The 20,444-nt window shown below is 47.3% G+C and carries 16 protein-coding genes and 2 pseudogenes; 4 read left to right on the top strand and 14 right to left on the bottom strand.

Annotated elements, in window-relative coordinates; all coding sequences use genetic code 11:
• Nucleotides 1-82 (bottom strand): annotated as a pseudogene (locus ACFPVS_RS06560) (IS1595 family transposase); the annotation flags it as partial.
• Between the two features lie 86 nt (nucleotides 83-168).
• Entirely contained in the window at nucleotides 169-3,351 is a 3,183-nt protein-coding gene (locus ACFPVS_RS06555) for a DNA translocase FtsK (protein ID WP_378595518.1), read from the bottom strand.
• Nucleotides 3,352-3,500: 149 nt separating this feature from the next.
• Here ACFPVS_RS06555 and ACFPVS_RS06550 point away from each other — a divergent pair, with 149 nt between their 5' ends.
• Together ACFPVS_RS06550 and crcB are read left to right on the top strand one after the other, a co-directional pair.
• Entirely contained in the window at nucleotides 3,501-4,178 is a 678-nt protein-coding gene (locus ACFPVS_RS06550) for an energy-coupling factor ABC transporter permease (RefSeq protein ID WP_096295000.1), read from the top strand.
• 24 nt (nucleotides 4,179-4,202) lie between these two features.
• A complete protein-coding gene (gene crcB, locus ACFPVS_RS06545; protein ID WP_096295001.1) occupies nucleotides 4,203-4,574 on the top strand; it encodes a fluoride efflux transporter CrcB in 372 nt (123 codons plus the stop codon).
• A 29-nt stretch (nucleotides 4,575-4,603) separates the two neighbouring features.
• Here crcB and ACFPVS_RS06540 read toward each other — a convergent pair whose 3' ends face one another.
• The 3 genes from ACFPVS_RS06540 to ACFPVS_RS06530 all read right to left on the bottom strand — a co-directional run bounded on the left by ACFPVS_RS06540 (nucleotide 4,604) and on the right by ACFPVS_RS06530 (nucleotide 8,079).
• A complete protein-coding gene (locus ACFPVS_RS06540) occupies nucleotides 4,604-5,233 on the bottom strand; it encodes an NAD(P)H-hydrate epimerase (protein ID WP_096295002.1) in 630 nt (209 codons plus the stop codon).
• A 1,117-nt stretch (nucleotides 5,234-6,350) separates the two neighbouring features.
• Complete coding sequence (locus ACFPVS_RS06535; protein ID WP_096295003.1) at nucleotides 6,351-6,779, bottom strand: hypothetical protein; 429 nt, start codon at nucleotides 6,777-6,779, stop codon at nucleotides 6,351-6,353.
• The gene (locus ACFPVS_RS06530; RefSeq protein ID WP_096295004.1) at nucleotides 6,772-8,079 is read right to left on the bottom strand and encodes a homoserine dehydrogenase; all 1,308 of its coding nucleotides are present in this window, start codon (nucleotides 8,077-8,079) and stop codon (nucleotides 6,772-6,774) included. The genes ACFPVS_RS06535 and ACFPVS_RS06530 overlap by 8 nt, the downstream gene beginning before the upstream one ends.
• 273 nt (nucleotides 8,080-8,352) lie before the next feature.
• On the opposite strand from ACFPVS_RS06530, the gene ACFPVS_RS06525 reads away from it, so the two are divergent.
• Nucleotides 8,353-8,724: an MTH938/NDUFAF3 family protein gene (locus ACFPVS_RS06525; RefSeq protein ID WP_096295005.1), complete on the top strand. Its 372-nt coding sequence runs from the start codon at nucleotides 8,353-8,355 to the stop codon at nucleotides 8,722-8,724.
• A 66-nt stretch (nucleotides 8,725-8,790) separates the two neighbouring features.
• Here the strand turns inward: ACFPVS_RS06525 and glnD are convergent, their stop codons facing one another.
• The 9 genes and pseudogenes from glnD to gatC all read right to left on the bottom strand — a co-directional run bounded on the left by glnD (nucleotide 8,791) and on the right by gatC (nucleotide 19,166).
• The gene (gene glnD / locus ACFPVS_RS06520; protein WP_096295006.1) at nucleotides 8,791-11,352 is read right to left on the bottom strand and encodes a [protein-PII] uridylyltransferase; all 2,562 of its coding nucleotides are present in this window, start codon (nucleotides 11,350-11,352) and stop codon (nucleotides 8,791-8,793) included.
• A 34-nt stretch (nucleotides 11,353-11,386) separates the two neighbouring features.
• Nucleotides 11,387-11,674, bottom strand: a complete 288-nt coding sequence (locus tag ACFPVS_RS06515) for a helix-turn-helix domain-containing protein (protein ID WP_096295007.1) — start codon at nucleotides 11,672-11,674, stop codon at nucleotides 11,387-11,389.
• 410 nt (nucleotides 11,675-12,084) lie between these two features.
• A pseudogene (locus ACFPVS_RS06510) lies at nucleotides 12,085-13,092 on the bottom strand (FAD-binding oxidoreductase).
• Nucleotides 13,093-13,175: 83 nt separating this feature from the next.
• Complete coding sequence (gene gatB / locus ACFPVS_RS06505; protein ID WP_096295008.1) at nucleotides 13,176-14,606, bottom strand: Asp-tRNA(Asn)/Glu-tRNA(Gln) amidotransferase subunit GatB; 1,431 nt, start codon at nucleotides 14,604-14,606, stop codon at nucleotides 13,176-13,178.
• Between the two features lie 59 nt (nucleotides 14,607-14,665).
• The gene (locus ACFPVS_RS06500) at nucleotides 14,666-15,817 is read right to left on the bottom strand and encodes a type II restriction endonuclease (RefSeq protein ID WP_378595517.1); all 1,152 of its coding nucleotides are present in this window, start codon (nucleotides 15,815-15,817) and stop codon (nucleotides 14,666-14,668) included.
• Nucleotides 15,814-16,887, bottom strand: a complete 1,074-nt coding sequence (gene dcm / locus ACFPVS_RS06495) for a DNA (cytosine-5-)-methyltransferase (RefSeq protein ID WP_096295009.1) — start codon at nucleotides 16,885-16,887, stop codon at nucleotides 15,814-15,816. Before dcm ends, ACFPVS_RS06500 begins: the two co-directional genes overlap by 4 nt.
• Entirely contained in the window at nucleotides 16,850-17,290 is a 441-nt protein-coding gene (locus ACFPVS_RS06490; RefSeq protein ID WP_096295010.1) for a very short patch repair endonuclease, read from the bottom strand. The genes dcm and ACFPVS_RS06490 overlap by 38 nt, the downstream gene beginning before the upstream one ends.
• 69 nt (nucleotides 17,291-17,359) lie before the next feature.
• Complete coding sequence (gene gatA / locus ACFPVS_RS06485) at nucleotides 17,360-18,805, bottom strand: Asp-tRNA(Asn)/Glu-tRNA(Gln) amidotransferase subunit GatA (protein ID WP_378595516.1); 1,446 nt, start codon at nucleotides 18,803-18,805, stop codon at nucleotides 17,360-17,362.
• Between the two features lie 70 nt (nucleotides 18,806-18,875).
• The gene (gene gatC, locus ACFPVS_RS06480; RefSeq protein ID WP_123804233.1) at nucleotides 18,876-19,166 is read right to left on the bottom strand and encodes an Asp-tRNA(Asn)/Glu-tRNA(Gln) amidotransferase subunit GatC; all 291 of its coding nucleotides are present in this window, start codon (nucleotides 19,164-19,166) and stop codon (nucleotides 18,876-18,878) included.
• 233 nt (nucleotides 19,167-19,399) lie between these two features.
• Here gatC and ACFPVS_RS06475 point away from each other — a divergent pair, with 233 nt between their 5' ends.
• Nucleotides 19,400-20,440: a rod shape-determining protein gene (locus tag ACFPVS_RS06475; protein ID WP_096295011.1), complete on the top strand. Its 1,041-nt coding sequence runs from the start codon at nucleotides 19,400-19,402 to the stop codon at nucleotides 20,438-20,440.
• Nucleotides 20,441-20,444 lie beyond the last annotated feature (4 nt).

Genomic DNA, 20,444 nt, shown 5'->3' with positions numbered 1-20,444 from the left:
CTGCAGTACGGGCAGTAACACCCGCAATAAACAGTTCAATCAGTTTGTTTTGCTTGTACTGACTTAAACGGCTTCTTCTCATAGGGATTATTCTAACCTGAAATTAGATTTCCCTAATTATCTAGTACAGCCCCTAAGCTAAATACTTTCAGACGGCCTCGATTGAGTTTAGACCTTATCTAAATGGCTGCTGCTTGGCACCAATACGCTGCGGTTGCCGTTGGCTTCTGCCGATGACACAATGCCGTCGGCTTCCATTTGTTCGACCAAGCGTGCGGCGCGGTTGTAGCCGATACGCAATTGACGCTGCACACCGGAAATGCTGGCTTTACGCGTTTTCACCACATAGGCAACGGCTTCGTCATACATCGGGTCTTGATCGTTGTCGCTGCGGCTACCCGTGCCCGGCAAATCTTCGGTCACGCCGCCGCTCAAAATTTCTTCGACATAATCCGGTTCGCCGAATCGTTTCAGGTATTCCACCACGCGGTGTACTTCGTCATCGGAAGCAAACGCGCCGTGTACGCGCTGCGGATAGCTGGTTCCCGGCGGTAAATATAGCATATCGCCTTGCCCCAACAGATTTTCCGCGCCCATTTGATCAAGAATGGTACGGCTGTCGATTTTGCTCGAAACTTGAAACGCAATGCGTGTCGGAATATTGGCTTTAATCAAACCGGTAATCACGTCCACGCTCGGGCGCTGGGTGGCCAAAATCAAATGGATACCCGCAGCACGGGCTTTCTGCGCCAAGCGGGCAATCAATTCTTCGATTTTCTTACCGGCCGTCATCATCAAATCGGCAAACTCATCCACTACCACCACGATAAACGGCAGCTTTTCCAAATACTCCGGATTATTCGGCGTGAGCGTAAACGGATTGACGATTTTCTCGCCTCGCACCGCGGCTTCGGCAATTTTCTGATTGAAGCTGGCCAAATTACGCACTCCGGCATCAGTCATCAGGCGGTAGCGTTTTTCCATTTCATTGACACACCAATTGAGCGCATTGGCAGCCAATTTCATGTCGGTCACCACGGGGGCAAGCAGATGGGGAATACCCTCATAAATGCTCAATTCCAGCATTTTCGGGTCAATCATAATCATGCGCACATCTTCCGGCGAGGCTTTAAAGAGCATCGACAGAATCATAGCGTTCACGCCCACCGATTTGCCGGAACCGGTGGTACCGGCCACCAGTAAGTGCGGCGCTTTGGCCAAATCGGTAATGACCGGTTCACCCGTAATGTCTTGCCCTAAGGCCAAAGTCAGCTTGGATTCTGATTCGGTAAACACCGGTGAATTGAAAATTTCACTTAAGCGTATCATTTGGCGGCGCGGGTTCGGTAATTCCAAGCCCATACAGGTTTTACCCGGAATGGTTTCGACCACACGGATAGAAGCCACTCCCAAAGAGCGTGCCAGATCTTTTTCCAGATTAATCACCGCGCTGCCGCGCACGCCGACATCCGGCTCGATTTCGTAGCGCGTAATCACCGGACCGGAATAAGAATCCACCACTTTGACTTTGACTTTAAACTCGGCCAATTTGTCTTCAATGATGATGCCGTTTTCAATTAAGGCTTCTTCGGTTTGAGTGGCAGTCGGATCAAATTGCGGTGGCAACAGCAAATCTACACTCGGTAGATTTATTTCAGACGGCATCGCAGATGATTGATGAGCCACGGACACCGTTTGACTGATGGGATAGTTCGCTTTAGTAGACACAGGCGTTGCCACTTCATTACCTTGTTCAGGCCATTGGGCCTCTTCATGATTCTCACCGTTTACTGACGCGTATTCGTCAAAGCCAGCCGTATCATGCAGGCGTTCAGACGGCATAAGTTCATTTTCAACTGTATGCACACGTTGTTCGAACACGGATACCGTCGCCTCATCCAAGGTCTTCTGAACGGTGGATTTGGGCTCGGTAATGATTTCTTCGGTTTCGCTGATTAAAAAGTCTTGCAGCGAACGCAACGGGCGATTGCTCACGTGCACATTCACCGACACTTCCGGCAGGGTCACAGCAGGCGGTTCTTTAAAAGCGGGGGACTCAGGAATATTCACCGGGACCGGCTCGACTTTAGGCACAACGGGCGGTTCGACAACGGTGGCATTCGGCGCTGGCTGACGTGAAATAAACGCTTCATTGTTTTGGAAGCGCGAGGCTTTGGGTGCCGGTTTGGCAGGTTGCACCACTGCGCTGCTTTTTTCAACCACTACCGAATCAGGAATCACGCTTTCGCGCGTGCGGGTGTCGATGCGCCGAATCGGCTGCATACGGCGGTTCAGAGGAGAAGTGCTTTGCGACAGATTCGCTAAAATTTCATCATCTTGAATAATGGTCGGCTGATAGTCTTGAATCGGTGCCACAGCAGCGGCCAGCCGGCTACGGGCGGCTCTTTGGCGTGCCAGATTCGAATGGATTTTCTCCACATTGATTTCATCCCAACGGCTCGGAATATCTTTCACCGGAATGGTTTCGCGCTCCACCGTGCGTAAGGCATTTTGTGCTGACTCGATACGCGGCGGCTGCGCCGGATTAATGTGGATTTCTTCCACTTGAGCCAATACGCGCTCACGCGTACGGCGTAACGCCGGATCATTCAAATCAATCACTTCTAAATCTTGTCGCGGACGGCGTGAAGGCTGAGGTGAGGCCGTCTGAACCGTTTGAGTTTCTTCGAATGCTTGTTTTTTAATGTTTTTTTGTTCGGCCATTTCCTGTAACACGGCTTCGCTTAACGATCGCGTGGCATCTTCCAAAGTGATTTCTTCAAAAGCCGCTCCCTGCACCTTACGCGGCACATAGTCAGGAATATTGGTTTCTTCAAAAGGTACAATCACGGGGTCAGGCACGGCAGACAAGCGTTTAGACGCACGCGCCGGACGGATAAATTCTTGCGCTTCCTCCAATGGCTGCACAGGTTGATTGACTTTTTGATAGGTGTGTTGTTGAAACTGTCGCGTAAATTCGGTTTCTTCCGCAGCTTGCTCCAATTCAGCCTCGTGATACGACTGATCTGAAAAAGCAGAAGAATCATCAACATACTCTAATTCATTCTGCTCATTATCTGCTGATTTCGCTGTATGACGTTGCGCGGCCAACAGGCGCAAGCGAGCGACGGCTCTGCCGTAGGCAACTTTGGCTTGCTGGCCGAAATTTTGCGCCATTTGTGCTTCTTCAGAATTTTGTGTGTATTGTGCTGCCAATTCGGCCGAGTCATCGCTTTCACCGCTTTCCATGCGGCCAAGCTCCTGCCGCCATTGTTGGTCTTGCTGGTAATGAAACCACAACAATCCGCCGATGGCGCACAACAGAAGGAAAATCAACACCGTCCACAACATAGGAAACCTTAATATCCGATTCAACTACAAAGGCGGTTATTTTATCGTGTTTCCGCATTAAAAAGAATAAGTAAAACCACTATCGGCGCAATATTTTAACGATTCAGCGTATAATAAGGCCGTCTGAAAATATTGAGCGCGTATTTCTTATGATTTTTCAAGCCGAATGGTTTCCGTTTGCTGCTTTTATCACAGCATGGCTTCTCTTGAGTGCCTTGCTTGCTGCAACGGCCAAGCCTGCATTCAAAGCCTTTACCGCGCACCGCTCTGCTGTGACTTTGGCTATTTTGATTTTGACTGCGGCATGGCTTTTGAACGCAACACCTGATGACGGCCAACTTGCAGGTATGAGCTATCATCTGCTGGCAATGAATTTGGTGGCGCTCATGGTCGGCGCACCGGCTGCTTTTTGGCTGGGTGCATTGCTGCTTTTTCCTTATGTGTGTCTGTTTGGCGGTGATTGGCAGGTTTATCCGATCAATGCTTTGGCTTTGTTGCTGCCGCCGCTGGCCATCAATATTTTATTCCGCCGCTTGGTAAATTTATTGCCGGCTAATCTGTTTATTTTTATTTTCGTCAACGGCTTTATCGCCTCGGCCGCCAGTATCTTGTTTACCGGTCTGGTATTGGTCGCCATATTGGATTGGGCGGCGGCTTTTCCGAGCGAAGTATTGTGGCCGACCGCACTGCCTGTTTTTATTTTGATCGCTTGGGCGGAAGCCTTTTTAAGCGGCATTACCACCGCGATTTTTGTGGCTTTACGGCCGCAATGGCTCAACACTTTCGACAACAACCGTTATTTAAAATCAAACAATCAAATTTGGTAACTTCAGACGGCTTTAAGGAACCATATGTCTCCCGCTTCTTTTCTGCCGATTGCCATTGGCGCTGCATTTGGCGCCGGTATCCGCTGGCTTTTCGGCCTTTACTTTGCCCATATTACCACCTCATTTGCTTTCGGCACTTTGGCGGCAAACTGGGTTGGCGCACTTCTTATCGGCATTTGCGCCGAGTTGGTACAGCATCCGCAATGGAAGCTGCTGTTGATTACCGGTTTTCTCGGCAGCTTGACGACATTTTCCAGCTTTTCGCTGGAAATCGTTCAGCTTATGCAGGCAGAGCGTTGGGGAGCCGCTTTTAGCGCAGTGACATTGCATGTTTTCGGCTCTTTTGTGCTAACAGCTTCAGGTATTTGGCTGGCACAAATGTTTAAGGCCGTCTGAACGTCCAGACGGCCTATAGTCAAATCAAATTAATCTATTCCAATCTCCAAACACACTACTTCTCCGCAGAATGCTTGTGCGGTTTCATTCATATGCGCGGGTTTGTATGCGCCGAAAGCGTAAGTGATATCGGCGCAAAAAGTGTGTTCGTCGCATTCTGCCGTATCACCGTTCAAACCGGTTGGCATATCCAAAGCAATTTTAAGGCCGTCTGAAGCATTCAAGGCTTCGCACACTGCAACAATATTTTGCGGCAAACCGTTAAAACCTGTGCCGAATATACCGTCAATCACCACATCATAAGCATTTTTTGTGTTCAGACGGCCTGATAAGCCTTCCTCATTCAAAAAAGTAATGCCTGGCAATCCGTTTAAACGTTGCCGGTTGCGTTCTGATAAATCCGATAATATATTGCCGCAGACCAAGGCAATATCCACTTGCCAACCATGCTGCTGCAAAACGCGTGCGATGACCAAACCATCACCGCCATTATTGCCTTTGCCGCAGACAATCAATACGGTTTGCCGACCGGCGCAATGCTGCAAAATATCCGCCGCAGCGGCTTGTCCTGCGTTTTCCATCAGTTGCTCAAATGATGTGCCTTTATCCACCGCCGCTTGTTCGGCGGCACGCATTTCTTCAGCATTGTAAATTTTCATCTCTGCGTCCGATTCAGAATAATCATCATAAAATTATAGCCCTAACACGGCAAAATAGCTTACCTTTTATATTCTTCATGACAGCAAATAAAAAGGCTGTCGAGACCTTCGCAAAACCCTAACCGGAATCAAAAAGATTGGTTAGGTTGTCAAGTAGATTTTTTTCAATATCGAAATGTCCCACCGTTTCCTATGATCATCCTGAGACCTTTGCAAAACCTCTTTAAAAGTCGGCGGATACAAAACCGACGTCATTCCCGCGCAGGCGGGAATCCATTTTTCAGCATAGCAAGCTATTGAATAAAATAAGGTTCCTAAACGTTGAGATGGATTCCCGCCTGCACGGGAATGACGGTTTAAAGATTTCTAAAAATTTACGAGTTTTGCAAAGGCCTTATCCTATTTAGGGGGCCATCCCCCTTCAGGCAACAGCAGGCACACGAAGCCTTTAACAGGTTGATACCAATCGCCTTAAATGATTTTGCGCAGTGACTTTCAATAAAACGAAATGAGCAGTACGGTGACAGCCGAATTTACGGTGTAGGGTGTCAAGGCTCTGTACCGTCACATAACGCGTTTTCGACACCTGCTTATTTTATGCTTCATCTTCCTCAGTTAACGCATGATCACGGTGTGTCTTATGCATAATGCCGCCTGAAAGCACTTTGTTTTGGAACCGCGGTCGATTGGCTTTGCTGTCATAACCTTTGTCGGTATAAATCTTGGTTCTTTCGGTGATATTTTGCGGCAACGGTTCGACGTGGCTGCAGTCGTGTTTGTTGATAGAACTGATGTGCAGTTTTTCGATATAAGCTTCACGGTCGGTACAGGTATGCTGTTCGAGATAATGGCCAATAGGTTACCGATCTATTCCATAATGAAATGATGAAGTGGGTTTTTAAGCAATGGAAACCGGTTAATATGTTTGGAATCATGGTTTCAGTAGCTTGTTTGATAAGCGGCTCATGAAAAAAATCCTCTAAATTCGGCTTGTAGGGAATTTAGAGGATTTTAGGGAGTTTTGAAAGGGCGACGACCGGCCGGTAATTATGGTTACTGTATGATGTTCTTTGAGAGCGTTTTGTAAAGGACTCGGCCCTTTTTTGTATATGCCTGTTTAGTCAGCTTTCAAGCCGGCAATGCATTGCTGATCGCGGGCTTCAAAGGCAGCGGCACCGCCGAGCAATTCAAGCTGTTCTTGTGCGCTGATTTTGCTGAATGATTGGATTTGCTTTTCGCTCAGCTTTTCCAAAGGTTCGTTCCACATGCAAACGCAGTAATCACCGATGACTTGTTCGCCTTTACCTTCCAAACCGCGTGCTTTTAAATCAGCCTGCCATTTGTCTGCAAACGGAATGTTTTTCATACACGATTCGATAATGGTTTGTTTGGCTTTAGGCTTCGACAAGGCACATTGCGACAAAAAGAAAAAGCTTACCAGCAAGGCCATGATAATCCACGCCCAAATGCGGATGGTGCGGATTTTGGCTTTGGCTTTTTGGGTTTTCGCCGCTTGTTCTTCAGGGGTTAACGGTTGATTAGCCATGCAGACTTTCCATGCGGATCATCGTAATCGGAGTTTCCACGCAATCCAATTGTTCAATGGCAGCAATGGCTGATTTGATGTTTTTCTCAACGGTGCTGTGGGTGAGAATCACGATTTCAGCAGTGGTTTTGTTAATCACGCCTTTTTGAATCAGGGCTTCGATGGATACGCCTTGCTCGGCCAACAGGTTGGCGATTTTGCCTAATGTACCCAGCTCGTCTTTGGCTTGTACACGCAAGTAATAGCTGCTGGTGATTTCGTCCATCGGCAGAATGGTTTGCGCTTTGACACCTTTAGGTTGGAAGGCCAAGTGGGGTACGCGGTTGGCTGCGTCGGCACCAATCATACGGCAGATGTCGATAATGTCGGCAACCACTGCGCTGGCAGTCGGCAATGCGCCTGCACCTGCGCCGTAATATAAGGTTTCACCGACCATATCGGCATTCACACGCACGGCATTCATCACGCCGTTGACGTTGGCCAACAGGCGGCTTTCTGGAATCAGGGTGGGGTGAACGCGCAATTCGATGCCCTTACCGGTTTTCCGGGTAATGCCCAGTAATTTGATGCGGTAACCTAATTCTTCCGCGTATTTGATGTCGCGGCTGTCGAGTTTGCTGATGCCTTCCAGATAGCAGCCGCTGAAATCAACCGGCGTGCCGAACGCCAATGCGCTCATGATAGTGATTTTATGGCCGGCATCGTGGCCTTCGATGTCGAAAGTCGGGTCTGCTTCGGCATAGCCCAAGGCTTGCGCTTCTTTCAATACATCGGCAAACGCGCTCCCTTTTTCACGCATTTCACTCAAAATAAAGTTGCTGGTGCCATTAATAATACCGGCGATGGATTTGATGTTGTTGGCAGCCAAGCCTTCGCGCAAGGCTTTGATGATAGGGATGCCGCCGGCCACCGCTGCTTCAAATTGCACCATCACATTTTTTGATTCGGCCAGTGGGAAAATTTCGTTGCCGTATTCGGCCAGCAGTTTTTTATTGGCAGTCACAACGTGTTTGCTGTTTTCAAGGGCTTTTAATACGGCATCTTTGGCAATGCCGGTGCCGCCGAACAGCTCGACGACTACATCCACATCGTCGCGTCGTACCAATTCAAAAGGATCTTGCACAAAAGCCGCATTCGGCGCAATTTCGGCTGCTTTTTCAGCGCTTTTGCCGCACACGGCTGAAATATTTACGTCACGACCCAAACGGCGGCTGATTTCCGCGGCGTTTTCCTGCAAAACGGTTGCGGTGCCGCCGCCTACCGTACCTAAACCTAAAAGACCGATATTCACTGGCTTCATTGTGTCTCCTTGTTGAGCCGAAATTTTCAATAGCGTAAACTGTCGCACACAGAATGCAGCCTTGAATTGGAGCAGGCGAGGTGCGGACGTCAAATTTGCTAATCCTACCCGAAATTGCCTGTTTTTGCACCTTTTTTAAAGAAGCCCCGTTGAGGAATAAAATGACGTGACGGCTGATTTTGAAGAACAGATCATGCCGTCTGAATGCCTGTTTAAGCCTGTTGCATGAAATCATGGTAAAAGGCTTATTAAAAATATAAGGATCACAATACCATGCTGATTGAAGAAAACACCGCAACAGCGGCAACCGCCATCACCGCATACCACCAAGGCGTGATTGAAGCGGGTGGAGAGATGTGGACTCAACCGATTGTTTTAAAATCAGACACCATTACGTTAATGGCAGACAAAAAGCCGCTTGAATTACACACCGGCGATTTCTTTCAGACGGCCTCAGACGAAGTTCTGCCGGAAGTGATTATCGTCGGTACCGGCGCAAAACAAGAATTTATCCACCCGAAAATTATCGCCGAAGCTGCATCTCGGGGTGTCGGGTTAGAGTGTATGAACACCGCTTCGGCCTGCCGCACGCTGGTGTTGCTGCAAGGCGAAGGCCGCAGCGTGTGGGCTTGGCTGTGGCCGTAAATACCGATATGAATTAAACTAAAATGCCGTCTGAAAACTATATTTTCAGACGGCATTTGTTTGATTTTAAATCGTTAATTGTTCCAATAAGGCTTGTTTGAGTGTGAATTGTTTTTTCGGATTGTCCAAATCTTCGCTGTAGACGGTGAAGCTATCTTCAATACGCTCGTCTAAGGTAGTGATTTTGGCATAGCGCAGGCTGACGTTGTGATTAAAGAACACATCTGCCATGTCCGCCAACAGATAAGCGCGGTTGACGGCGACCACTTCTACGGTAAACCAGCCCGGGTAATCTTCTTCCTGCGTGATGGTGACGCGTGGCGGAATGGCCATATACAGGCTGCGGCGGCTTAAGCGGTAGTCGTAGTTTTGGTTTTCTGATACCGTGTAACCGTGAATAAAGCTATTTAATTCCGCCTCTAATGCACTTTGAATATTCGGGTAGTAATCAGGATCGTGTTGCGACGGAACTTGCACGATAAAGGTATCGAGAATGTAATTGTGCTCGGTGATGAACACGCGTGCGGCTAAAATATCAAACCCGTGACGGCTGAAAATGCGGCATAAACGCGGAAAAAGCCGTGGACCGTTTGGCATGAAAATCATGACTTGGAACGAATCGCTTTTCGGCAGAATCCGGCTGCGAATCATCGGCGTTTCAAAGTCATGCACCAAATTGGCAGTGTGCCACAATATTTCTCGTGTTTGATGGCGGATGAAATAAGTCGAGCCCAATATTTTCCACAATTTTTGCTGCTGCTTTTCCGGTGCGCCGGTGCGGGTAAGCAGTGAGGCGGCTTTTTGTTGGCGGTGGCTCAGCAGGGTGGTGGTGTTGTAGCTGTCGCCCGCCAAATAACGGCTGCTGGCGTGGAACAGGCTTTCTAATAAGCTACTGCGCCATGTGTTCCAGAGCTTTGGGTTGGTGCCGCGGATGTCGGCGACGGTGAGCAGATACAGTGCGCACAAGCGTTCGTGGGTTTGTACTTGCTCGCAAAATGTGCGGATGATTTCAGGATCTTGAATGTCTTCTTTTTGTGCGACGGTGGACATCAATAAATGATGTTCGACCAACCAGGCGAGTAATTCGCCTTCTTCTTCAGTCAGAAAATGATCATCTGAAAATTGTTTCGCATCTTCAATGCCTTGAGTTGAGTGATCCCCTCCGCGCCCTTTGGCAATATCATGGAAAAAAGCGGCCAGATAGAGAATGTCTTTTTTGTTGTAAGACTGCATCAGAGCGGAGGCAAAAGGGTGTTCGTGGCTGTGGCTATCTAAAGCCAAACGGCGCATATTGTGCACTACGGCCAAGATATGATCGTCCACCGGATAAACGTGGAACAAATCATGCTGCATTAAGCCGACAATTTTTTCCCAAGCCGGCAGATAATGGCCGAGTACGCCGTATAGATTCAGGAAACGTAAAACATGGGTGAGTCCGTTGCCATTGCGGAAAAAGCCGATGAAATAATGGCGGTTGGTTGGATTTTGGTAAAACTTGCGGTTCATCTTGCGCGTTGCCGCCCACCATGCACGCAAGGTTTGCGGTTCCATGGCGTTGATGTCGTTGTGGTTTTGCCAGATTTGGATAATTTTGAAGATGTTGGCCGGCTGTTTGGCAAAAATGGATTTGTCGCGGGCGGCAATTTGGTTGTTGACTTGCACGTAATCATCATCGATATGCAAAGTTACCCGCATCGGATCGGAATAGACCCGGCCTTGCAGCATGGGCAGCAAAATGCCGTTTAGCTGGTTAATGCTTTTGACCGCACGGTAGAAGTTGTGCATTAATTGTTCGGTTTTTTGGCGGTGGCTTTCGTTTACCCAACCCATATTTTCAGCTACTTGGGCTTGCAAGTCGAAAATCAGACGGTCTTCTGCGCGTTTGGCACATAAATGCAGATGAATGCGGATGGTGGAAAGCTGCTTATAGCCCTGTGTCAGCATACAGGCTTCCAAGCGGGTCAGAATGCCTTCGCGAATCAGGCAAGAGGGGCGTGTATTGAGCCCTTGTGCTTTAGCAAGCCAAAGCATGGTATGAATGTCGCGTAAACCGCCGGCGCAGGTTTTGATGTTGGGTTCCAACACCGCTGCCGAACCTTGCGACTTGGTATGGCGCTGCTTCATTTCTAACAGCTTGGCTTCAGTAAAAGTGGAAATATCACGCTGCTTATTCATGCAGGTAATCGTGCGCTGCGCCAAATCTTCGTCACCACATAAGAAACGGGCTTCCAAAAAGGCGGTGTCGCCGGTGCTCTCGTCTTCAATACTTTCACACAATTCGGCAATGCTGCCACTTTTGACCGAAGGTATCAGTTTGATGTCCCATAATGTTTGCACAAATTGGGTAATCTTTTCCTTATGGTCGTCTGAAATGTTTTCATCTGATATGATCGCTAAATCAATATCGGAGTAGGGATAGAGCTCATTGCGGCCACAGCCGCCGATTGCCAGCAGGCTCATGCCGCTGTCGGCCATGAAATATTGCCAAAGTTGCCGCAAGAGCCGATCAACGGCAGCGCCATATTGGGCAAAAAAAGTCATGGGCTGGTTTTTGCGCAAAAAGGCATCAATGGCCTGTTGTTTCTGCGTCAAAAAACATTCGCGCATGGTTTGGATATCGGCAAGCATGGTTTTTCCTTAGGGCAAAATTGTTTCGGACGGCCTATTGATTGGTATTCGACATCAAATTCAATAATTGTTGCGGTGGCAGCAGTAATTGATAGGCTGATACACCTAAGGCCGAAGCCATTTTTTCAATATTGGAAAGGGCGATATTCCAACGCTTGCGCTCTACTGCGGAAACGTAGGTCCGATCAAGGCCGCATTGACGGGCAAACTCTTCTTGCGACCAGCCTTTGTTAACACGAAACAGCCGCATATTATACGCAAGCACGGCGCGTAAGTCGTTTTCATCGGGCAATTCGGTTGGCGGTGTGAGTTTGTTGCTCATGGTTTATCCTTTGTATTTGACATCACGGATTTTACTTCACATTTTTATAGAATAAAAGCCAAAAAAAAAAAAGGGGTGGCAAACATGGCCACACCCAAACACACACACATCAAGAGGAAAGAGATAAAAGGTAATGAAAGCAAGTGGCTTCGGCGCTGTCGGCCTCTGCCTGAATTCGATGAGTGAATTATAGATGAAAATCATTTTTCGGTTTTGATTCAAATCAAGTTCGCCTTTTTTTTCTAAAAAAGCGGTTTGAAAAAGAATTTTCCAGGTTTGATGCAAATAAAATAAAATATTAAGGAAATTTAATGGGTAATAATTTTAAAATATTAAAATTTTATTGGTTAAATAATCTATTTATAGAATGATAATGCTTATTTTTTAGATTTTTTATAAGGCGCTGTATTTCAGACGGCCTGAGTGAAAGCATCTGAATAAAATGCATCTTTAGGCAAACGACATTGAGCAGTGGATAAGGAAAATGCATGTTCAACCATGGCGGGTGCACCACAGGCATAGACTTCGTACCCGCTAAAATCCGGATAATCGCGTGCAACTATATCCTGCACATAGCCGTAATCTCCTTGCCAATCTGGTGTGGGTGCTCTCAATACCGGTGTAAAATGTGAATGGTTCAGACGGCTTAAACAGTCTTGCGCTTCGCTCAAAGCATATAAATCATTCATTTCGCGAGCTCCCCAGTATAAATGTACGGTGCGTTGGCTTTGCTGGCGGATAAGTTCGGCTAACATGCTGTGTATCGGTGCAAAGCCGGTACCGGTGGCCAAGAAAATAATCGGTTTGGCGCTGTCTTTTTTCAGACCGAATGTATCCAGCGGGCCTTTGATGCGTACGATGCCTTTTTCTTTTAATACGGGCGGCTGCCCGAAAATCATATTGCTGCACAAACCTTGTTTGCGATAGCGGATATGCAGTTCGATAAAGCCGCTCTGATTGGACGCATTGGCAATCGAATAGCTGCGTACATGATTGCCGGGAAGCAGTAAGTCAATGTATTGTCCGGCTGAAAATGAAAATGTAGAAGATTTGGGCAGACCCAGGCGCAAGATGGCGACATTATGCTGAATGCGGATGTATTCAATGCGGGCAGGTAGGATTTTGACCGTTTGCGCGTGGGGATTGTAGCCATCGATACGAATAGTGAGATCGCTTTGTGCGGTGGTGCAGCAAAGTAAAATTTTTCCCTACAATTTTTCTTGGGCCGGTAAGGCTTTTGCCGAATACTCGCTCATGGTCATTTCGCCGCTGATTAAATCGGCTTTGCACTGGCCGCAAATGCCGTTTTTACAAGAATGTGGCAAATTGAGATTTTGACGCGTGGCGGCGCTTAAGACGGTTTCATGGGAAGAAACATGGAAACGGGTTTCTTCGCCAAGGGTAACGGTGTGGCTCATGGTGTATTTCATAATCAAGGCCGTCTGAAAGTGATTTTTTCAGACGGCCTGAGTTTATCTAAAAAGTCAGATCAGACGTGGTTTCAAGCCAATTTGGCTTTAATCAAATCCTGCACTTGCGCCGGATTAGCTTTACCTTTACTGGCTTTCATTACTTGGCCGACAATGGCATTTAAGGCTTTTTCGTTACCGGATTTGAATTGTTCAATCGCTTTGGCATTGTTGGCCAACACTTTATCAACCATCGCTTCAATGGCACCGGTATCGGTAATTTGTACCAAACCGTGTTTTTCAATAATTTGCTCGATACTTGATTCAGGCTCTGCCCACATCGCTTCAAAAGCTTTTTTCGCCAATTTGCTGCTTAAAGTGCCGTCTGAAATTTTCGCTACCAAGCTGGCCAAGCGCGTTGCGTTGATTGGGCTGTCGGCCAATTCCAAGCCTGCTTTGTTCAAAGTGGCGGCTAATTCGCCGTTCATCCAGTTGGCCACGAGTTTGCCTTGAGCTTTATCGCTTGCTGCTGATTCAAAATAAGCAGCTTGGCTGCGCGAAGCAGTCAGCAAACGGGCATCGTATTCGCTCACGCCGTATTCCGCTACAAAACGCGCCGCCATTTCAGACGGCAATTCCGGCATGTCTTCTTTGGCTTTTTGCAGTTGCTCGTCTGAAATGATGATCGGCAACAAATCAGGGTCAGGGAAGTAGCGGTAGTCGTGGGCATCTTCTTTCAAACGCATCACGCGGGTTTCGCCTTTTTCCGGATCAAACAGCATGGTCGCCTGCTGCACCTTGCCGCCGTCTTCGATGATTTCGATCTGGCTTTCCACCTCATAATTGATGGCGGCTTCCAAAAAGCGGAATGAATTCAGGTTTTTAATTTCACGGCGCGTACCGAACTCGGCTTGGCCTTTCGGGCGCACAGATACGTTGGCATCGACGCGGAACGAGCCTTCCGCCATATTGCCGTCACAAATATCCAGCCAAGTCACCAAGCTGTGCAAGGCTTTGGCATAGGCGACTGCTTCGGCAGCCGAACGCATTTCCGGCTCAGAAACCACTTCCAACAAAGGCGTACCGGCACGGTTTAAATCGATGCCGGTGGCGCCGTTCAAGCCTTCATGCACCGATTTGCCGGCGTCTTCCTCCATGTGCGCACGGGTAACGTTGATGGTTTTGGCTTCATCACCGACCACGATTTCTAATTTGCCGTGTTCCACAATCGGCAAATCCAATTGGCTGATTTGATAGCCTTTGGGCAGGTCAGGATAGAAATAATTTTTGCGGTCGAACACGTTTTTCTGATTGATTTTCGCATCCAAAGCCAAGCCCAGCTTAATTGCCTTCGTCACAGCTTCACGGTTCATTACCGGCAGCACGCCCGGCAAGGCGCACTCCACTATGCTGGCGTGCGCGTTCGGCTCAGCACCGAAAGCAGTCGATGCGCCGCTGAAGATTTTCGATTTTGTGTTTAATTGGACGTGGATTTCCAGTCCGATTACGGTTTCCCAAGTCATAGGGGTCTTTCTAAATTAAGAAAATTCTGATCAAGAAATTATAATGTTTACCAAAAAGCTCAAATGGTTTGCTGCCTTTGTACATAATGAATAAACTCTTCCAAAGTGAGAACTTTGGTTTTACCAAACGTTCCGAAAGAATTTTTTGCATTTTTGGGTACAACTAAAGTTAGATTTTCGGCCGTCATTTCCCGTATCTGCTCATCGGAAATACCTTCCTGCAAAGTAAACAAATGCTTGTTCGGAATCCTGTCGGCCTCATTCAGCACTTGCCGCCAACGATCCTTACAGGTTGTTTTCGAGCCCAACATTGTCAATTTATCACTTGCAAAAATAAAAAAACCATTCTTATCCCTAGCATGATATTCAATACCTCCCGGAAAAAGAAAATCCGGTTTTTTATGCCCCTCGGTTTTTACCTGTTGAGAGAATTTTAATAAAAATTCTTTAAAAATATACGCCAAATGAAGCTCTAAAGACTTTCCGGCACGCGCTTTTCTGCGATTCGTAAATGAATTTGCATGATGGATGAAGCTATCTATATCGGAAATACTGGGCTTGATCTCATCAAAATTTCTTTTTTCAAAAAGGGCAAACAATTTATATTCTTTCGCAATCCACTGCATCAATACATCACTGGGTTTGCTTTTATCCAGAAAAATACCACTGCGTGCCAACTGCGCCATTTGTTCTGTTCTAGGAAAATCGGGAAATAGATTAAATAATGATACCTGTTCGTTTTCTATCTCTCGATTAGCTATAAATACCTCCCCGGGTAAACAACCTGTTTCTTCAATAAACCAATCAATATCTTCATCAGCAGACAAAACAAAACCTTTGAATACCAGATCATCTTTTGACACTCGGCATAGAATCAGTAAAGATCCGCTATATTCATGGTTGAGAAATTCAAAGCCTCGACCAAAACCCGTAATCCGAGCTTCGTTCCGACTACCGTTACCGTAATATTTGAAATTACTGTTTGTTACCGTACCATCCTGCCATTCAATTACTATCGGAACAGTCTGGTTTTCACCTTTAACACATTCGGTATCAAAAAGGTAGCCGGAAAAATGCTTTTGAATATAAAAGCCAGATTGATGACTACCTGTCGCGCCAACATCATTAGCGCGTATATATCTGCAATATACTGCTGTAGATCTCTCCGCAACTTCAACAACCTTAATAACCACATCACTCAACCCGCTCATTTAACTAGATTCCTTACTATATTTTCAGCAATGGCCTCTACCAACGGGACTGCAACGGAATTACCGAACTGTTTATATGCTGCAGTCTTGGAAACTGCATCAATAACAAAACTTTCAGGATAACCCATCAGCCTAGCACACTCTCTCGGTGTTAGCCTGCGAGGATTCTTGCCCGATTGGGGAATTAGAATTTCCGAACCGTCTTTATAGTATCTGGCAGATAGCGTTCTTGAAATACCCCTTAAATCCGCCAAACCAAATCCAAACCCGTTTCCTTTTGCCTTGTGCTTTTCTGCATAATTTTGCAGATAGAGCCACAGCTTGTCGGACAAGGTAAAGGAATCATCCACATCATTATCTAAAATCTGATAAAGTTGCTGTTGACTATTCATAGGAGTTGGAAATTCGAAATCAATTTTTCCATCAAATTTCTGCTTATCAAAACCGACGATAAAAATCCGTTCTCTATTTTGAGGAACATAATATTTAGCATTCATAACACGATAGAAAACCGAATAATCCAATGCCTCCAATGTTTCCCTAATAATCCTGAATGTATTACCTTTATCATGTGAAACCAGATTTTTAACATTTTCAAGAAAAAAGGCTTTAGGTCTGTGCCGACGAATGATATCTGCTACATCAAAAAAAAGAGTACCTTGAGTCTTATCCAGAAAGCCTGTTTCCCTGCCCAAACTTTTTTTCTTCGATACTCCAGCTATAGAAAAAGGCTGACAAGGGAATCCTGCGCACAATACATCGAATTTTCTAGGAATCCGATTTTTAGTTTCTTCTAAAGTAATATCACCAAACGGCACTTCGCCGAAATTGGCTTCATAAGTCTGCTTGGCTTTTTCGTCCCATTCGCTGGAAAAGACACACTCTCCGCCCAAATTCTGCATGGCAATACGGAAACCGCCGATACCTGCAAAAAGGTCGATAAAGGTAAACTTCTTTTTGTGCAAGGCCGTCTGAAAGGCTGTGCTGTTTTCAAACAGCTGATACTGTGCGGCACGTTTTTTCAGCTTGTTATTACTCTGATTTTCTTCTGCTGTTTGATAACTTTCCATAAACTGCTTCCTGTATTTTTCCGGCAAACACCTGCGGATTTTTCGCGACCTCTTTTCCCCAAAAGCGCAAAACTTCCCAGCCTTCGGCTTTCAGACGGTTTGTTACTTCTTTATCCCGCCGCATGTTGCGTTCGATTTTGGCAACCCAGAATTCACGGTTTCCCTTAATCCTTGCCTTTTTGATCTCCCAATCCTTGCCGTGCCAGAATTCGCCGTCCACAAAAACAGCTACTTTGTATTTCTTAAAACTGAAATCGGGTTTTCCGAATACGGTTTTATTGTTTTTCCGGTAACGCAAACCAAGCTGCCACATGGCTTTTGCCAATAAAAGTTCGGGTTTCGTGCCTTTGCTTTTATTGGCCTGCATACATTTTCTGCGCTGTTCGGGATTTAATTTGTCCATATCAGGTTTTCAGGCTGCCTGAAATTTTTCAGACGGCCTTTTCAGGTTTTCAGGCAGTCTGTATCACAATCACACCGGCGATTTGGTATGCCAATCACTATTCTGCTGCATTTGATTAGCTACCCCCAAAATTTTGGTTTCGGTAAAGTAATTACCAATCAATTGCACGCCAATCGGCAGGGCGTCTGAACTGAAGCCTGCAGGCAGGGTCAGGGCGGGGAGGCCGGCGAGGTTGGCAGCGATGGTGTAAATGTCGCTTAGATAGGTTTCCACAGGTGTGGCATTGGCACCGATCTTCGGTGCGGCGGTCGGGGCGGTTGGAGCGAGAATGATGTCGCATTGGGCAAAGGCCGTCTGAAAATCATTCGCTACCAAGCGCCGCAGTTTTTGTGCTTTCAGGTAATAGGCATCGTAGTAACCGTGGCTCAAAACGTAAGTGCCGATCATGATGCGGCGCTTCACTTCGCTGCCGAAACCTTCGGCGCGGGTGTTGCTGTACATTTCTTCCAAATCGCCGAATTGGGCAGCACGGTGGCCGTAGCGTACGCCGTCGTAGCGTGACAAGTTGGTGCTGGCTTCAGCGGAAGTCAACACATAATAAGCCGGAATGGAAAGTTCGGTTTGCGGCAAGCTCACTTCCATCATTTCCGCGCCTTGTGCTTTTAATAAATCAATGGTGTTTTGCAAGGCCGTCTGAACATCGGCGCTGTTGCCTTCGCCGAAATATTCTTTCGGTAAGCCGACTTTCAGGCCTTTTAGCGGTTGGTTCAAATCGCGGGTGTAATCTTCTTTTTCACGTCCCAAACTGGTGGAATCGCGTTCGTCAAAGCCGGCCATGGCATTGAGCAGAAAGGCACAGTCTTCGGCGGTTTGCGCCATCGGGCCGGCTTGGTCGAAGCTCGACGCATAAGCCACCATGCCGAAACGGGAAACCACGCCGTAAGTCGGCTTGATGCCGGTGATGCCGCAATGCGATGAGGGTTGGCGGATGGAACCACCGGTATCGGAACCCAGCGCGGCAGGAGCCAAACGTGCGGCCACAACAGCTGCCGATCCGCCTGATGAGCCGCCTGGTGTGTGTGCGGTATTCCAAGGGTTGTGCGTGGCACCGTAGAATGAGGTTTCATTGGTCGAACCCATGGCGAATTCGTCCATGTTGGTGCGGCCTAAGGTAACCATACCTTCATCGAGCAGGTTTTGCACCACGGTGGCGGTGTAAGGGGAAACAAAGCTGTCGAGCATTTTCGACGAGCAGGCAGAACGCCAGCCTTGTTGCACAAAAATATCCTTATATGCAATCGGCACCCCGGTCAGCGAGGTGGCGTTACCCGTGGCAATGCGGGCATCGGCGGCTTTGGCTTCAGCCAAGGTTAAGTCTTTATCCAAAGTGATGTAGCCGTTGATGGCCGGGTTTTTGACATCGATGGCGGCAAGGTATTCCTGCGCGAGTTCGAAGGCAGAAATTTGCTTGGTTTGCAGTAATTTACTGGCTTGTTTTAAGGTATATTGAGGCATGGTGGTTTCCGAATTTTGTGTTTCAGACGGCCTTTCGTTTGAAATTTATACAGGCCGTCTGAAAATAAATTTATTCTTCGATGACTTGCGGTACAATGTATAAACGATTGCGCACTTCAGGCGCAACAGCTTGGTATTCGGCAGCGTGGTCGCTTTCGGTAACGCGATCCTCACGTAGGCGCAGCGCGACTTCATGCGGGTGTGCCATTGGATCAACACCATCGGTATCCACGTTTTGCATTTTTTCAACCATGGCGAAAATGTCGTTTAATTCCTTTAAGGTTTGCGTTTGTTCTTCGTTGGTTAAACGCAAACGGGAAAGCTTGGCAATTTTTTCCACATCGTTTAAGGTTAAAGCCATAAAATGTCCTTGTCTGATAGCAAATCTAACCTTTATAGGGTATCATTGCGCCCATCTTCAAATGAAAATGAAGAATTATAACCGAAAACCCATCAGGGTGGCATGGTGATTTTGGGACGGCTTGGTTTTATTTATGTAATAACAGCAGGCCGTCTGAATTGCTGTGTCTGTATTCTGAGAAGATTATTTAAAATAACACGCTAGGGCGGTTGCCCGAGATTTCAGGTATTTTCATGTTTCGTTTTTTATCCCGTTTTCTGTCAAATGATATTGCCATCGACTTAGGTACGGCCAATACACTGATTTATGTGCGTGACCGTGGTATCGTATTGGACGAGCCGTCGATTGTAGCGGTACAAACCGGTCAGGCCAACGGTAAAGTCAAAATTTTGGCGGTCGGCACCGAAGCCAAAAAAATGCAGGGTCGTGCGCCGCGTAATATTGAGATTATCCGCCCGATGAAAGACGGTGTCATTGCCGATTTTAATATTACTGAACGGATGCTGGGTTTGTTGATTAAAAAAGCAACCGGCAATCGCATGGTGGTGCCGCCACGCGTGGTGATTTGTGTCCCGGGCGGTTCGACTCAGGTAGAACGCAAAGCGATTCGTGATTCTGCATTTGCAGCAGGCGCATCCAGCGTGCATTTGATTGAAGAACCGATGGCAGCGGCTTTGGGTGCAGGTTTGCCGATTGAAGAAACCGCTGGTTCGATGATTGTGGATATCGGCGGCGGTACGACCGAAATCGGTATTTTGTCGCTTGGTGGCATGGCTTACTCGGATTCGGTGCGTGCCGGTGGTGATGCATTTGATGAAAGCATCGTTCATTATGTGCGCCGTAAACGTGGTGTGCTGATTGGTGAAGCGACTGCGGAAGAGTTGAAAAAGAAAATCGGCTCAGCCTTTGGCCATGACGACATGAGTGCCGTGCGCGTGAAAGGCCGTGATTTATCGCAAGGTACGCCGAAATCGATTGCTGTTACTACAGATGAAGTTCGCGAAGCATTGAGCGAGCCGTTGAATCAAATTGTCCGAGCCGTCCGCTTGGCGTTAGAGCAAGCACCACCTGAATTGGCGGGGGATATTGCCGATCGCGGTATTATGCTGACCGGGGGCGGCGCATTGCTCAAAGGCATCGATATTTTATTGGCCGATGCCACCGGTTTGCCGGTAGGTATTGCCGATGAACCTTTGAATTGTGTTGCTTACGGTGCAGGTAAGGCTTTGGACTATATCGGCAAATGGGATGCCATTTTTGCTGAAAATCCTTAACCGT

It is taken from the genome of Neisseria weixii (assembly GCF_042658245.1).
In the GTDB taxonomy this organism is placed as follows: domain Bacteria; phylum Pseudomonadota; class Gammaproteobacteria; order Burkholderiales; family Neisseriaceae; genus Neisseria; species Neisseria weixii.
Note: the sequence above shows the minus strand (reverse complement) of the source record. Positions and strands in the feature narration are given on the sequence as shown.

Excerpts from the sequence above, each read along its gene's own strand:
- ACFPVS_RS06555 (WP_378595518.1), bottom strand. The coding sequence starts at position 3,351 with ATGTTGTGGACGGTGTTGATTTTCCTTCTGTTGTGCGCCATCGGCGGA.
- ACFPVS_RS06550 (WP_096295000.1), top strand. The coding sequence starts at position 3,501 with ATGATTTTTCAAGCCGAATGGTTTCCGTTTGCTGCTTTTATCACAGCA.
- crcB (WP_096295001.1), top strand. The coding sequence starts at position 4,203 with ATGTCTCCCGCTTCTTTTCTGCCGATTGCCATTGGCGCTGCATTTGGC.
- ACFPVS_RS06540 (WP_096295002.1), bottom strand. The coding sequence starts at position 5,233 with ATGAAAATTTACAATGCTGAAGAAATGCGTGCCGCCGAACAAGCGGCG.
- ACFPVS_RS06535 (WP_096295003.1), bottom strand. The coding sequence starts at position 6,779 with ATGGCTAATCAACCGTTAACCCCTGAAGAACAAGCGGCGAAAACCCAA.
- ACFPVS_RS06530 (WP_096295004.1), bottom strand. The coding sequence starts at position 8,079 with ATGAAGCCAGTGAATATCGGTCTTTTAGGTTTAGGTACGGTAGGCGGC.
- ACFPVS_RS06525 (WP_096295005.1), top strand. The coding sequence starts at position 8,353 with ATGCTGATTGAAGAAAACACCGCAACAGCGGCAACCGCCATCACCGCA.
- glnD (WP_096295006.1), bottom strand. The coding sequence starts at position 11,352 with ATGCTTGCCGATATCCAAACCATGCGCGAATGTTTTTTGACGCAGAAA.
- ACFPVS_RS06515 (WP_096295007.1), bottom strand. The coding sequence starts at position 11,674 with ATGAGCAACAAACTCACACCGCCAACCGAATTGCCCGATGAAAACGAC.
- gatB (WP_096295008.1), bottom strand. The coding sequence starts at position 14,606 with ATGACTTGGGAAACCGTAATCGGACTGGAAATCCACGTCCAATTAAAC.
- ACFPVS_RS06500 (WP_378595517.1), bottom strand. The coding sequence starts at position 15,817 with ATGAGCGGGTTGAGTGATGTGGTTATTAAGGTTGTTGAAGTTGCGGAG.
- dcm (WP_096295009.1), bottom strand. The coding sequence starts at position 16,887 with ATGGAAAGTTATCAAACAGCAGAAGAAAATCAGAGTAATAACAAGCTG.
- ACFPVS_RS06490 (WP_096295010.1), bottom strand. The coding sequence starts at position 17,290 with ATGGACAAATTAAATCCCGAACAGCGCAGAAAATGTATGCAGGCCAAT.
- gatA (WP_378595516.1), bottom strand. The coding sequence starts at position 18,805 with ATGCCTCAATATACCTTAAAACAAGCCAGTAAATTACTGCAAACCAAG.
- gatC (WP_123804233.1), bottom strand. The coding sequence starts at position 19,166 with ATGGCTTTAACCTTAAACGATGTGGAAAAAATTGCCAAGCTTTCCCGT.
- ACFPVS_RS06475 (WP_096295011.1), top strand. The coding sequence starts at position 19,400 with ATGTTTCGTTTTTTATCCCGTTTTCTGTCAAATGATATTGCCATCGAC.